This is a genomic window from Mesorhizobium sp. NZP2077 (genome assembly GCF_013170805.1).
Classification (GTDB): Bacteria; Pseudomonadota; Alphaproteobacteria; order Rhizobiales; family Rhizobiaceae; genus Mesorhizobium.
The window spans coordinates 5,597,534-5,610,050 of sequence record NZ_CP051293.1; the positions used below are offsets into that span (position 1 = coordinate 5,597,534).

11 protein-coding genes are annotated in these 12,517 nt (G+C 63.4%); 8 read left to right on the forward strand and 3 right to left on the reverse strand.

Annotated features, from left to right (window positions below):
* Positions 1-125: 125 nt before the first annotated feature.
* From HGP13_RS28080 to HGP13_RS38625, 4 genes are all read left to right on the forward strand, one after another.
* Positions 126-1,283, forward strand: coding sequence for a fumarylacetoacetate hydrolase family protein (locus tag HGP13_RS28080; protein WP_172231627.1), 1,158 nt, complete (start codon positions 126-128; stop codon positions 1,281-1,283).
* A gap of 103 nt (positions 1,284-1,386) precedes the next feature.
* Entirely contained in the window at positions 1,387-2,772 is a 1,386-nt protein-coding gene (locus HGP13_RS28085; protein WP_172231630.1) for a sugar ABC transporter ATP-binding protein, read from the forward strand.
* A complete protein-coding gene (locus HGP13_RS28090) occupies positions 2,769-3,797 on the forward strand; it encodes an ABC transporter permease (protein ID WP_172231633.1) in 1,029 nt (342 codons plus the stop codon). Before HGP13_RS28085 ends, HGP13_RS28090 begins: the two co-directional genes overlap by 4 nt.
* A 68-nt stretch (positions 3,798-3,865) precedes the next feature.
* Complete coding sequence (locus HGP13_RS38625; RefSeq protein ID WP_281411309.1) at positions 3,866-3,997, forward strand: hypothetical protein; 132 nt, start codon at positions 3,866-3,868, stop codon at positions 3,995-3,997.
* 416 nt (positions 3,998-4,413) lie between these two features.
* Here HGP13_RS38625 and HGP13_RS28100 read toward each other — a convergent pair whose 3' ends face one another.
* Both HGP13_RS28100 and HGP13_RS28105 read right to left on the reverse strand, forming a co-directional pair.
* Positions 4,414-5,004 carry a TetR/AcrR family transcriptional regulator gene (locus HGP13_RS28100; protein ID WP_172234876.1) on the reverse strand — a complete coding sequence of 197 codons (591 nt, stop codon included), beginning with the start codon at positions 5,002-5,004 and terminating at the stop codon, positions 4,414-4,416.
* Between the two features lie 76 nt (positions 5,005-5,080).
* Entirely contained in the window at positions 5,081-5,434 is a 354-nt protein-coding gene (locus HGP13_RS28105; RefSeq protein WP_172231639.1) for a hypothetical protein, read from the reverse strand.
* A 53-nt stretch (positions 5,435-5,487) separates the two neighbouring features.
* On the opposite strand from HGP13_RS28105, the gene HGP13_RS28110 reads away from it, so the two are divergent.
* Together HGP13_RS28110 and HGP13_RS28115 are read left to right on the forward strand one after the other, a co-directional pair.
* The gene (locus HGP13_RS28110) at positions 5,488-8,676 is read left to right on the forward strand and encodes a multidrug efflux RND transporter permease subunit (protein ID WP_172231642.1); all 3,189 of its coding nucleotides are present in this window, start codon (positions 5,488-5,490) and stop codon (positions 8,674-8,676) included.
* Positions 8,677-8,691: 15 nt separating this feature from the next.
* Positions 8,692-9,846: an efflux RND transporter periplasmic adaptor subunit gene (locus HGP13_RS28115; RefSeq protein ID WP_172231645.1), complete on the forward strand. Its 1,155-nt coding sequence runs from the start codon at positions 8,692-8,694 to the stop codon at positions 9,844-9,846.
* Positions 9,847-9,890: 44 nt separating this feature from the next.
* Here the strand turns inward: HGP13_RS28115 and HGP13_RS28120 are convergent, their stop codons facing one another.
* Positions 9,891-10,799 (reverse strand): LysR substrate-binding domain-containing protein, encoded by a 909-nt coding sequence (locus HGP13_RS28120; protein WP_172231648.1) that lies wholly within the window; start codon positions 10,797-10,799, stop codon positions 9,891-9,893.
* A gap of 102 nt (positions 10,800-10,901) precedes the next feature.
* Here HGP13_RS28120 and HGP13_RS28125 point away from each other — a divergent pair, with 102 nt between their 5' ends.
* Positions 10,902-11,690, forward strand: a complete 789-nt coding sequence (locus tag HGP13_RS28125) for a 2OG-Fe(II) oxygenase (protein WP_172231651.1) — start codon at positions 10,902-10,904, stop codon at positions 11,688-11,690.
* A 110-nt stretch (positions 11,691-11,800) separates the two neighbouring features.
* The gene (locus tag HGP13_RS28130) at positions 11,801-12,493 is read left to right on the forward strand and encodes a GntR family transcriptional regulator (protein ID WP_172231654.1); all 693 of its coding nucleotides are present in this window, start codon (positions 11,801-11,803) and stop codon (positions 12,491-12,493) included.
* Positions 12,494-12,517 lie beyond the last annotated feature (24 nt).

The window sequence follows — 12,517 nt, forward strand, 5'->3', positions numbered from 1 at the left end:
ACAGGCCTTTTCCGTTGAGCGTCTGTCGCTCCGGCACATGCCGCCTCAGAGCGAACCGACTTGAAGAGACCGCGCGCACCTTGCAACATTGAACCATCCTTCCTTCTGACGAGAGATAGAGAATAATGACTGATATGACGTTTCTGCCTGACGATGGTGTCTTTCTCGGCCGTGCTCGATCACCGGCCGCGCCCCATCCTTTGGTGGTCACGGTGCGTGACGGCACCGTCCTCGACATCACGTCGAGCACGGCGCCGACGGTGCGGGACATCTGCGAGATGGCCGATCCGGCAGGGCATGTGCGCGCGGCCAAGGGCAAGCCGATCGGCTCGCTCGATGACATCGCAGCCAACAGTTTTCAGGCCAAGCGCGATCTAACAAAACCGTATCTGCTCTCCCCGGTCGACCTGCAGGCGGTCAAGGCATCGGGTGTGACCTTCGTCGTCAGCCTGCTGGAACGGGTGATTGAGGAGCAGGCCCGCGGCTCGGCGGAAAAGGCCGACGCCATACGCGCCGACATTGCCGGGCTGATCGGCCATGATCTGTCGAAGCTCAAGCCCGGTTCGCCGGAAGCCATGGAGATCAAAGCCAAGCTGATCGCACGTGGCGCCTGGTCGCAATATCTGGAAGTGGGCATCGGCCCCGATGCCGAGATCTTCACCAAGTGCCAGCCAATGGCCTCGGTCGGCTTCGGCGCTGATGTCGGCCTGCATCCGGTGTCGACCTGGAACAATCCGGAGCCCGAGATCGCCATGATCGCCGCATCGAGCGGCCGGATCGTCGGTGCCACCATCGGCAACGATGTCAATCTGCGCGACGTCGAAGGGCGCTCCGCACTGTTGCTCGGCAAGGCTAAGGACAACAATGCTTCGGCATCGCTTGGCCCGTTCATCCGCCTGTTCGACGACACGTTCTCGATCGACGACGTCAAGCAGGCCGTCGTGCGCCTCAAGGTCGAGGGCGATGACGGGTTCTCGCTGGAGGGCGCAAGCTCGATGGCCGAGATCAGCCGTTCGCCGGAAGAGCTGGTTGCCGCCGCGATGGGGCCGCATCACCAGTATCCGGATGGGCTGGCGCTCTATCTCGGCACCATGTTCGTGCCGTCGAAGGATCGCGGCGAAAAGGGCAAGGGGTTTACCCACAAGGTCGGCGACATCGTCACCATCTCGTCGGAGAAATTCGGTGCGCTGGTCAACCGCGTGCGGCTGTCGCCCGATTGCCCGCACTGGACCTACGGCGCCAGCCATCTCATGCGCGACCTGGCGAAGGCCGATCTTATCTAGAATCTGTCCGAAACGGCCGCAATCAACACAATTTTACGCGGAATCCCAGTGACGGCGAACGCAATCCGCTTCAAGATCGCGCTGCGGTCGGGGGGCCGTTCCGATGTCCGATTCGCCGATCCTGTTCGTGCGCACCATCGCCAAACGTTTTGGCAGCACGGTCGTGCTCGAAGACATGAACCTTGTGGTCGAGCGCAGCTCGATCCATGCGCTGGTTGGCGAAAGCGGTGCCGGCAAATCGACGTTGACGCAAGTGCTGGCGGGCATTGTCCGACCAGACCGTGGTGTCATCGAATTTGACGGCAAGACCGCGACGATCGACAGCCCCAACGCTTCACGCAAGCTCGGCATTGGCGTGGTCCTGCAACAGCCGGGGCTTTTTCCCGAGCGCCCGGTGCTGGCCAACCTCTTCGTCAATCGCGAACCGGTCCACAACGGGCTGATATCGCGGCGCGAAATGGAGGCACGCAGCCGTGACCTGCTGCGCCAGCTTGGCCTCGATGTCGATGTCCATGCCCCGCTCGGCGATCTCGGGTCCGGTCAACGGCAGCTGGTCGCGATCGCCCGCGCGCTTCTGGAGAACCCGAGGCTGCTCGTCCTTGACGACCCGAATTCGGCGCTCGACCAGCGCCAGAGCGAGCGGCTGTTCGCCGTGCTGCGGGGCCTGAAAGCCAGGGGCATGAGCATGCTCTACGCGTCGAACCGGCTGGCGGACGCGCTTGCCATCGCCGACCAGCTGACGGTGATCCGCAACGGCCGCGACGTGCTGTCGAAGGCGCGGCAGGAACTGACGGCTTCCGAGGAGGCGATGATCGGCCAGTTGCGCCAGTCACTGTTCCCGCTGCCGCTCAGGGCCCTGCCGACGCTCGGCGGCACGCTGCGACCGCAGGTCACAATCGACGGGCTCGGCGGCGGCAAACTGGATGGGATCAGCTTCACGGCCCGCGCGGGCGAGATTGTCGGGCTTGCCGGTTCCGGAGCGCAGGACGTGCTTGCCCTGCTGTTCGGGCAGCGCAAACCGCGCCAGGGCAAGGTGCGTTTTCCCGACGGCGACGGCTTGCCGAGGACGCAGACGGAAGCGGCGCGGCGCAACATCTGCATGATATCAGGCGAGCGCGCCAACGGGCTGATGCCCGACAAGTCGATCGCCTTCAACATTGCGAATGTGGTCGTGGGGGCGCGCGACTGGGGATCGCACTGGTACTCGCCCGGCGCTGCACTTGGCCGCGCCGCGCGGCAGATCGAGGCGCTGCGCATCAGGAGCACGCCGCAGATACCGGCGGGCTCGCTTTCAGCGGGTGGCCAGCAAAAGGTGATCATCGCCAAATGGCTGGAAATCGGCCCGCAGGTGGTGCTGCTCGACGAGCCGGCCCGCGGCATCGACATCGGCAGCAATGACGACATGGATGTGGACAGGCTTCTGAAGCTGATCACGGCGGGCATGCCTGCGGACGAAAACCGACAACCCAGCCGGGAGAGTGCAGCATGACCAGGACCGATACCGCGCCGCTGCTTGCCGGTTCAGCGAACCGTCGACCTGGACGCCGTATTCGGCTGCCGGTTGAGACCGGCTCTATCGTTGCCCTCGCCGTGTTGGTCGCGATGCTGGGTTGGCTGAGTCCCGTCTTCCTCCAACCGGCCAATCTGCTGTCGGTGCTGGGCCAGGCTGCCCTGCCCGGCCTGCTGGCGATCGGCATGGTGTTCGTGCTCGCCACGCGCGAAATCGACCTTTCAGCCGGTGCGGTGTTCCATCTCGCAGCGACCTCCACCGCCTTGCTGATGGTTGCCGGAGTGGACCCCTGGCTCGCGGCGCTGGCGGGTGTGGTAGCTGGCGCCGGCCTTGGCCTGATCAACGGCCTGCTGATGATCGCGCTGCGCCTGCCGGCCCTGCTGGTGACGCTCGGCACATGGTGGATGATCCAGGGCCTATCGCTGGTCGCAGGCAGGGGACAGACAATCGTGCCGCCGGGCGCGGATGTCCTGGCCACGCTGTCGGGCAAGGCGTTCGTCTTTGTGCCGGCGGCGGGCGTCGTCTTCACCGTGCTGGCGCTGGCGATGCATGTCGTGCTTCACCGCACCCGCTTCGGTTATCGGCTCCAGGCCGTGGGCAGCAATCCGCGGGCGGCCACCTATGCCGGCATTCCAACAGGCAAGGTCAAGGTGCTGACGCTGGTGCTGATGGGGGCAATGGCGGGGCTTGCCGGCGTGATCCATATCGGCGCACAGGGCGCCGTTGCCCCCGGTGACGGCGGCACGTTCGCACTGCTGGCGATCGCGGCGGCCATCATTGGCGGCACATCGCTCTCGGGCGGCAACGGCAGCGTCATCGGTGCCGCGATCGGCATGCTGGCCCTGCAGACGATACTGAGCGCCATGACCTTGCTTGGCGTGGACGCCATCTGGGCCGCCTTCACCACAGGTGCCCTGGTCGTGCTTGCCCTCGCGGTCGACCGGATGACGAGGCTGTGGCGCGAGCGGCGCGCCGATCGCGCCAGGGACAATGCGCTCGGCTGAGCCTCGAGGCCAATCATCCGGCTGGCCGGAAAAATCACCCCAACTGATGCAATCTGATGGGTCTGCTGATGGCGCCGCGTCAGGTCGCCGAACAGTCGGTCATCCGCCTGCTCGGCTCCATTGCCTCATCGGCGCCCTATCTGACCCGTAAATTCATAGAGCCGCGCCTGATCTTCAGGGGAAACGTGCCGGTGCAGTGAGGCGGTGCGGCTTAGAATTTTGACGCAATTCCCAAGGGGAAAGCGCTATGCGCTTTCCCGGGAAAACCGTTTCGCACTTTTCCTGGAACGCTGGGCAAACCCGGCCTCCCGCATTTGTAGGATAATTGACACGGCAAATCTGCACAGCTGCTATGCACAATTCATTGTTGCCGAATCATTGGGCAACTCGTAGGTTCTGATTGTCGGCCATCTACTCCTCCCAGATGCGATGCCGACGCTGAATGGGGTGCACCTCCTCCCGCGCCACATTCGAAATCGAGCCCGCTGCCACCTCCTCCCGGCAGCGGGCTTTTTTCGTTCAAGCGGGAGAAATAGCCGTATTGCCGACGCCAAAGCGCGCCACACATCGCGCTTTACCGGACGAAGGAATGGCGGCGCGTCAGCGGCGGCTCAATTCAACCGGCGGCAGTGCCTCGGAAGGAAACGATCAGCCCTTCGGCCATGCGCACGAACTGCATACTCGGACCTTCGGCGCCTACGGTCTGCACGCTGACACGCGCGCCCTCGAACAGCAGAGATAGCGTATCCGCCAGAAGTTCGGCCTGCCCAATGCCGGCATCCCGGCACAACGTCACAAGACGGTGGCGCTGGGCTTCCTTGAGTTCCTTGATCACCAGCCTGGCCGGATGGTCCGGCTCGGTCAGCTCAGCGGCAGCATTGGCCATGTCGCAGCCGCGGCCATCGGCATTGAGCATGGCGGCGGCCTTGCGAACCCAGGCATGCAGTTGTGCGAGCTTGTCGCCAGGAAACTCGGCCTCGAAGGCGTCCCACATGGCGCCTGCCTTGGCCGCATTGGCGCGCAGGCATTCGACGATCAGTTCGTCCTTGGATTCGAAGTGACGATAGAGCGTCATCTTGTTCGTGCCGGCAGCTTCGGTGATGGCGTCGACGCCGACGCCCTTGATGCCATGCTTGTGGAACATGTCACGCGCCGTCTGCAGGATTCGATCCCGGGGACGTGAGCGTTCCACGACGCCGTCTGTCATCATGATCTCCTTTCGCTTCCTAAAACCCACGGCCACCTCTTGACTAGGGTGTTACCGGTCTGTAACTATGCAGATGTTACTTACTGGTAACACCTATGTCGCCTTCCGTCAATAACAAGGCCGTGAACTGGTCCTGCCAGATCGGAATGAGCGAAAAACTGCGGTTCATGCGGCTTCGGCCGGTGAAGAGATGAAAAAAGGTTCGCGAGCATGGGCTGCGAATCGACAGATAAGGAGCCGGCCAATGCCACAGCGCCGCGATCTTACCATAGATGAGGCCGTCCAGGATCCGATGATCCGGCTGGTCATGAAGGCAGATGGGGTTGACCCCCGCGCCTTCGAGAAAATGCTTCGCTCGCTTGCCTACGAGCAGCGTCGCGAGGAGCCGTTGCTGCGTTCGCTGGACGAGTCCAGTGACGGGCGCGGCCAAAGGCTGTCCAAGGTTGCCAATGCCTTCGGTAGGGCAAGAGCAGCCGGCGAGGCATGTGTGTCGTGGTAAACTTTTTCATCCACCGTCCGATCTTCGCCTCGGCGATCGCCATCATCATGGTGCTCGCCGGGACGATTTGTTATTTCCTGCTGCCGGTCTCGCAGTTTCCCGACATCACGCCGCCCCAGGTCGTGGTCAGCGCCCACTATCCGGGCGCCAGCGCGCAGGTTGTGGCCGATACGGTGACGACGCCGCTGGAGCAGCAGATCAACGGCGTGCAGGGCATGACCTACATGTCGTCGACGAGCTCCAATGACGGCTCCTCGACCATCACCATTACCTTCGATGTCGGCTATTCGCTCAGCACCGCCGCCGTCGACGTCCAGAATCGCGTCTCGCAGGCGGCTTCGTCGCTGCCGGCGATCGTCAACCAGGGCGGCGTGACGATCAAGAAGCAGAACCCGAACTTCGTCCTGATCGTCAACCTCACCTCGCCCGACAAGTCCATCGATCCGGTGGCGCTCTCGAACCTTGCCTATCTGCAGGTCGTCGATCCCCTGAAGCGTCTGCAAGGCGTCGGCGACGTGCAGATCTTCGGCGAACGGCGCTATTCGATGCGCGTCTGGCTCGATCCCGACAAGCTCGCCAATCTCGGCATCACCGCAGTCGATGTGCAGAATGCTATCGCCGAACAGAACGTCCAGGTGGCCGCCGGCAAGATCGGCCAGTCGCCGGCTCCCGCCGGCACCGCCTTCGAAATGCAGGTCAACGCCGTTGGCCGCCTGAGCGACCCGAAGGAATTCGGTGACATCGTGGTGCGCGCCAACACCGACACCGGCTCGCTGGTGAGGCTGCGCGACGTCGCCCGCATCGAGCTCGGCGCCCTGCAATATTCGTCGTCGGCCTTCTTCGGCAAGGATCCGACCGTCGTGCTCGCCGTCTACCAGATGCCCGGTTCCAACGCACTCGACCTTCAGCAGCGCGTCAAGGACAAGATGCAGGAGTTGTCCGGCCGTTTCCCGAAGGGCGTCTCCTACGCCATGCACTACGACACGACGCGGTTCGTCTCGGCCTCGATGCATGACGTGCTGATCACGCTCGGCGAAGCCCTGGTGCTCGTCGTCGCCGTGGTGTTCGTCTTCCTGCAGAGCTGGCGCACGACAATCATCCCGACCATCGCCATTCCGGTGTCGCTGGTGGCGACGCTCGTCGTCATGGAGATGATGGGCTTCTCGCTCAACATGCTCTCGCTGCTTGGCATGGTGCTGGCGATCGGCCTTGTCGTCGACGATGCCATCGTGGTGGTCGAGAATGTCGAAAGACAGCTCGAGGCTGGGTTGAAACCACTGGCGGCGACCAGGGCCGCCATGGCCGAAGTCACCGGCCCGATCATCGCCACCACCGCCGTGCTGATGGCGGTGTTCGTGCCGGTCGCCTTCATTCCCGGCGTTTCCGGCAAGCTCTACAACCAGTTCGCGCTAACGGTGGCGATTTCGGTCGGTATTTCCGCCTTCAATTCGCTGACGCTCAGCCCCGCGCTTAGCGCCGCCTTCCTGCGCCATCGCGGCGAGACGCAGTTCGTGCTGTTCCGCTGGTTCAATACGGGTTTCGATAAACTGTCGCATGCCTACGCCCGTGGCGTGCGCATTCTCATCCGCTTGCGCTGGATCATGCTCGGCCTGTTCGCGGCCGGGCTGGTCGCCACCTATTTCGTCTGGCAGAAGCTACCCTCGACCTTCCTCCCGACCGAGGACCAGGGTTATTTCTTCGTCGTCATCCAGCTGCCCGACGGTGCCTCGCTGGAGCGCACGGACGCGGTGGCGCAGAAGGCGCGCGACATCCTGCAGGCGACGCCCGGCGTCGACATTGTCGGCTCGATCAGCGGCCTGAACTTCCTGACCAGCGCCGCGCAGTCGAACTCGGCGGTCGAGTTTGCTATCCTGAAGCCCTGGGAAGAGCGCGGCCCTGATCAAAACGCGTCGAAGCTCGTCGCCGACGTACGCGGCAAGCTGTTGCAGATACCGGAAGCCTTTGCGTTGAGTTTCGATCCGCCTTCGATCCCGGGTATCGGCACCACGGGCGGCTTCGAATTCGTCGTCGAGGATCTCACCGGTCGCGGCAGTACGGCTCTCAACGACGCGACGCAAGCCGTGATCGCCGAGGCGCGCAAGCAGCCGGAAATCAATCCGCAGCAGTTGTTCTCGCCGTTCTCGACCTCGACGCCGCAGTTCAACTACGACCTCGACCGCAGCAAGGCCAAACTGCTCGGCCTGAACCTGCCCGACGTCTTCAACACGCTGCAGATCTATCTCGGCTCGCTCTACGTGAACGACTTCAACCTGTTCGGCCGCACTTTCCGGGTGACCATACAGGCCGACAAGGATGCACGTGCGGGTGCCGCCGACATTTCGCGGCTCTATGTGCGCAATGCGTCGGGCGGCATGGTGCCGCTGAGCACATTGGGCAAGCTGGTGCCGTTCGTCGGACCGGAAACCGTGCCGCACTACAACAACAACGCCTCGGCCTCGATCAATGGCGGCGCCGCACCGGGCTTCTCCTCGGGCCAGGCGGTCGCCGCCATGGAACGGGCCGCGGCCACCGCGTTGCCCAGGGATTTCGGCTTCGAATGGACCGGCATTACCTTCCAGGAACTCAAGGCAGGATCGATCGCGTCGGTCGTCTTCGGCCTCGCCATCGTCTTCGTCTTCCTGATCCTGGCGGCGCAGTACGAGAGCTGGGCGATGCCGTTCATGGTGCTGCTGGCGGTGCCATTGGCCTTGTTCGGTGCCTTCGCGGCCCTCTGGGTGCGCGGCATGCAGATCGACGTCTATTCGCAGATCGGCTTCGTCATGCTGATCGGCCTGGCGGCCAAGAACGCCATCCTGATCGTCGAATTCGCAAGACGACGGCGCGAGGAAGGCCTCAGCATCGTCGAGGCGGCGATGGAAGCCGCGCGGCTGAGACTCCGGCCGATCCTGATGACGGCCTTCGCCTTCATCCTTGGCGTGCTGCCGCTGATGTTCGCGACAGGCGCCGGTGCTGCAAGCCGGCAGTCGATCGGCACCACAGTGTTTGGAGGCATGGTCGCCGCGACCATCCTGTCGCTGGTGTTCGTGCCGGTCTTTTACGCGGTCATCGAACAATTGCGGGAACGCCGTGAAGGCGGCGAGCCCGCCTCCTCCAAACACACTGAACCAACTGCCGAACCCGCCTTCCCTCCCCTGGCGGAAGCGGCCGAATAAGATTGGAGACTAATCATGCGTAAATGGAAAATCGCTTTAGGAACGGCTGTCGCGCTAGGCGCGATCTCGGTGGCCAGCGTCCACCTGCTTGACATGGGCAACCTCAGGCTCAGCGCCGGCACGGCCGGAGCGGCGACGCCGGCTCCAGCGGCATTCGTCATGCCGGTGCCGGTGGCAAGCGTGATCAAGAAGACGATCCCGATCTATCTCGACTATGCCGCCCGCATCGAGCCTATCCGCAGCGTCACGCTGCAGGCGCGCGTGCCCGGCTATTTGCAGGAGCAGACGGCGCAAGACGGCGCGGATGTCAGGCAGGGCGACCTTCTCTACAAGATCTCGCCTGACGACTTCCAGGCCGCGCTCGACCAGGCGAAAGCCCAGGTCCAGCGCGATACGGCAACGCTCGACTATGCGCGTTCCAATCTCGGCCGCGGTACCGAACTCGCCAAGAGCGGTTACCTGGACAAGGACAGTTTCGACCAGCGCACCAGCACCTTGCGCGAAGCGCAGGCGTCGCTGGCGCTCAACCAGGCGGCCGTGCGCACGGCGGAGCTCAATCTGAGCTACGCCGAGATCCATGCGCCGTTCACCGGGCGCCTGGGCCGCAACCAGGCTTCGGTCGGAACGCTGGTCAGCGTCGCCGGCACGGTGCTGAACACGCTGGTGCAGCTCGACCCGATCTATGTCACCTTCAATCCGAGCGAGACGGATCTGGCCGAGATCGAGCAGGCCCGCGCGGCCGGCCCGATCGAGGTCGAGGTCCTGCTTCCCAGTGAGACCGAGAGCAGCCAGAAGGGCGAACTCACCTTCATCGACAACACGGTCGACCACTCGACCGGCACCATCACCGCCCGCGCCACCATCGGCAATGCGAAGTTCATGCTCATGCCTGGCCAGTATGTTCGCGTGCGGCTGCATATCAGGCAGCAGCCCGATGCACTGATGGTGCCGCAGACGGCGCTGGGTTCGAGCCAGCTCGGCAAATATCTGTATGTCGTCGGCAAGGGCAACACGGTCGACCAGAGGCTGGTCTCGCTCGGCCCGACCAGCGGCGACCTGGTGGCTATCCTGAGTGGCGTCGCCGAAGGCGACCAGGTGATTACTGGCAATCTGCAGAAGATCGGACCCGGAATGCCGATCTCGCCACTGCCACAGAAACCGGCTACCTGAATCCCCCGCAGGCCCGGTTTCCGCGCGGCGCCCCCGACCTTTTCTCAGGTCGCGGGCGCCGTTTTCACCAGCAGGCCGACGAGAGCGGCGACATCGGCGCGGTCAGCCTTGGCCGGCGGCATGAAGGCGCAATAGGGATGGCCAAGGCGCACCGAGACTGACGAGAGCGCAATCAGGCGGCCAGCCTCCAGGTCGGCCTGCGCCATCACCCGCTGCCCAAGCGCAATGCCCAGACCCAGCCTCGCCGAGGTTATCGCCAGGCTGGACAGGCCGACACGGCGCCCATGCGACGGGTCCGGCGAGCGGCTGCTGCCGCATGCCGTGAACCAGTCCGCCCAGGTCGGGTGCGAGGCATAGTTCGGCCCCCAATTGGTGTGGATGAACAAGCTCTCATGCAGATCCGTGAGATCCGGATCGCCATTGCCGTACCGGTGCCGAAACTCCGGCGCGCAGACCGGCAGCACATCGTCATGGACGAGCCGGATCATACGCAGGCCGGGATAGTGATAGTCGCCATAGGAGATGCGCAGGTCCACATTCTGGCGTATCAGGTCGATCGGATCGTCCTCCACCCGCACGTCGATCGCCATGTGCGGGAAGGCGTCGAGCAGTGAGGCCAGCCTCGGCGCCAGCCACAGTTCGGCCAGCGAGAACGGTACGCTGACGACAAGCCGTGTCCTCAAGCCGCCTTCCAGCATGCGCTTGCCGATGGCCGCAATGTCGCCCAAAGCGCGCGCCGTCTGCGGATAGATGGCGTGGCCGGCATCGGTGAGCGTGATGCGATTGCCTGTGCGCACGAACAATTGCTTGCCGAACCAGGTTTCGAGATTGCGGATCTGCTGGCTGACCGCCGCCGAGGACACACCAAGCTCGCTCGCGGCTAAAGTGAAGCTGCCGGCGCGGGCCGCGACTTCGAAGGCCTTGATCGCGTTCAGCGGTGGCAGCCGTTCCATGATAGGGTCCATAAGTTTTTCTTGGCAAGTCGTAATAATTTTCCGCGTTGAGGGAAAGAAATTTTTGCCGTCTTCTGTGTCCAACCCCTTGGAGCACCCGACATGAAAGACATTCTCGATCTCGACCGCTATCCACTCGACCGTGAAGGCAGCCCCGAATGGCATCGCCTCGTCGAACAGTCGATCGAAGCCCTCAGGGCCGACGGCATGTTCAATCTCGAAGGTTTCTTGCTGCCCGGTGTCGCCGAACAGGCGGTGCGGGAAATCAAGCCGGTGATGGACACGCAGTCCCATGTGCACAAGCGCATGCACAACATCTACTTCAAGCCCGATATCCCCGAACTCGCACCCGGACATCCCGCGCTGCGCAAGGTCGAAACCATCAGCCACACCGTCTGCGCCGACCAGATTCCCGGCAGCACCGTGCTTGCCATCTACGAGTATGAACCGCTGGTGCGGTTCCTAGCGGCGACCATGGGCAAGGAAAAACTGCATGTCATGCAGGATCCGCTGGCGCGCACCAATGTCATGGCCTATCGCGCCGGCGAGGCGTTGAACTGGCATTTCGATCGCTCGGAGTTCACCACGACGCTGCTGCTGCAGCAGGCGGAGCGCGGCGGCGACCTCGAATACCGCACCGACCTCAGATCGGATGACAATCCGAATTATGAGGGCGTCGCCCGGCTGCTCGAAGGGCGTGATCCCGACGCAAAAATCCTGCGCATGAAGCCGGGCACGCTGAATGTGTTTCGCGGCAAGAACACCGCGCACCGCGTCACCACGGTCGAAGGCGAGCGCGAACGCATGATCGCGGTGTTTTCCTACTATGAGAAGCAGGGAGTTATGTTCAGCGCCGAGGAGCGGGTCGGCTTCTACGGCCGGGCAGCCTGAGAGACCGCATGCGGTGCCAGTTCGTCGGGCGAAAAAATCTGAAAATGCCATCTTGTTAGATTGTCGACAATCTGATTGTCTTGCTTTCTGTTCTCGCTGGAGTGGGCCGGATGGTGAAGACGGATTTCAGCCCGATTGCCGACACGACGCGCCGCGCCGAGATCGTGGCGCTGCTCAGACGCGCGATTCTAACCGGCCAACTGCAACCAGGCCAGAAGCTCAATGAGCTCAGGATTTCCGAACAGATGCGGGTCAGCCGCGCGCCCCTGCGCGAGGCGATGCGCGAGCTGGTGCAGGAAGGCATCCTGACCAGCATTCCCTATGCTGGCACCTTCGTCATCGACGTCACCGCCAAGGACATCGATGACGCCTATTCGCTCAACCAGGTGCTGGACGAATTCGCCATCGAGTGCACCTGGCCGCTGCGCGACCAGCGCTTCTTCGACGAGCTTGATCGGCGCCACGAAGCGGTGAAGCAGGCGACCCGCAACCTCGACACCACGAGACAGATCGAAACGGCGCTGCAACTGCACGGCCTGATCTACGAATGGGCCGACAATTCGGTGCTGCTGGAAACCTGGCAGCGGCTGACCAGCCGGCTGCAGATGTATTTCGCGTTGCACCAGCATGCGCGCAACGAGCCGGTGCCGGCCGAAGACGTCCATGAGACTTACGTGCAACTGATGAAGGGCGCCGACATGCGCGCTGCCCAGCGCCATGCCCGCGAGCATATCCACCTCGATTTCGAAGAGCTGCTTTCCTACGCACGCGGCCTCGAACAGCGCCCATCAAGGGGCGCCTGATCAATCCCCCGACATTGCAGCCAA

Coding starts and splice junctions, on each gene's coding strand:
- HGP13_RS28080 (WP_172231627.1), top strand. CDS start 126: ATGACTGATATGACGTTTCTGCCTGACGATGGTGTCTTTCTCGGCCGT.
- HGP13_RS28085 (WP_172231630.1), top strand. CDS start 1,387: ATGTCCGATTCGCCGATCCTGTTCGTGCGCACCATCGCCAAACGTTTT.
- HGP13_RS28090 (WP_172231633.1), top strand. CDS start 2,769: ATGACCAGGACCGATACCGCGCCGCTGCTTGCCGGTTCAGCGAACCGT.
- HGP13_RS38625 (WP_281411309.1), top strand. CDS start 3,866: ATGGCGCCGCGTCAGGTCGCCGAACAGTCGGTCATCCGCCTGCTCGGC.
- HGP13_RS28100 (WP_172234876.1), bottom strand. CDS start 5,004: ATGACAGACGGCGTCGTGGAACGCTCACGTCCCCGGGATCGAATCCTG.
- HGP13_RS28110 (WP_172231642.1), top strand. CDS start 5,488: ATGTGTGTCGTGGTAAACTTTTTCATCCACCGTCCGATCTTCGCCTCG.
- HGP13_RS28115 (WP_172231645.1), top strand. CDS start 8,692: ATGCGTAAATGGAAAATCGCTTTAGGAACGGCTGTCGCGCTAGGCGCG.
- HGP13_RS28120 (WP_172231648.1), bottom strand. CDS start 10,799: ATGGAACGGCTGCCACCGCTGAACGCGATCAAGGCCTTCGAAGTCGCG.
- HGP13_RS28125 (WP_172231651.1), top strand. CDS start 10,902: ATGAAAGACATTCTCGATCTCGACCGCTATCCACTCGACCGTGAAGGC.
- HGP13_RS28130 (WP_172231654.1), top strand. CDS start 11,801: ATGGTGAAGACGGATTTCAGCCCGATTGCCGACACGACGCGCCGCGCC.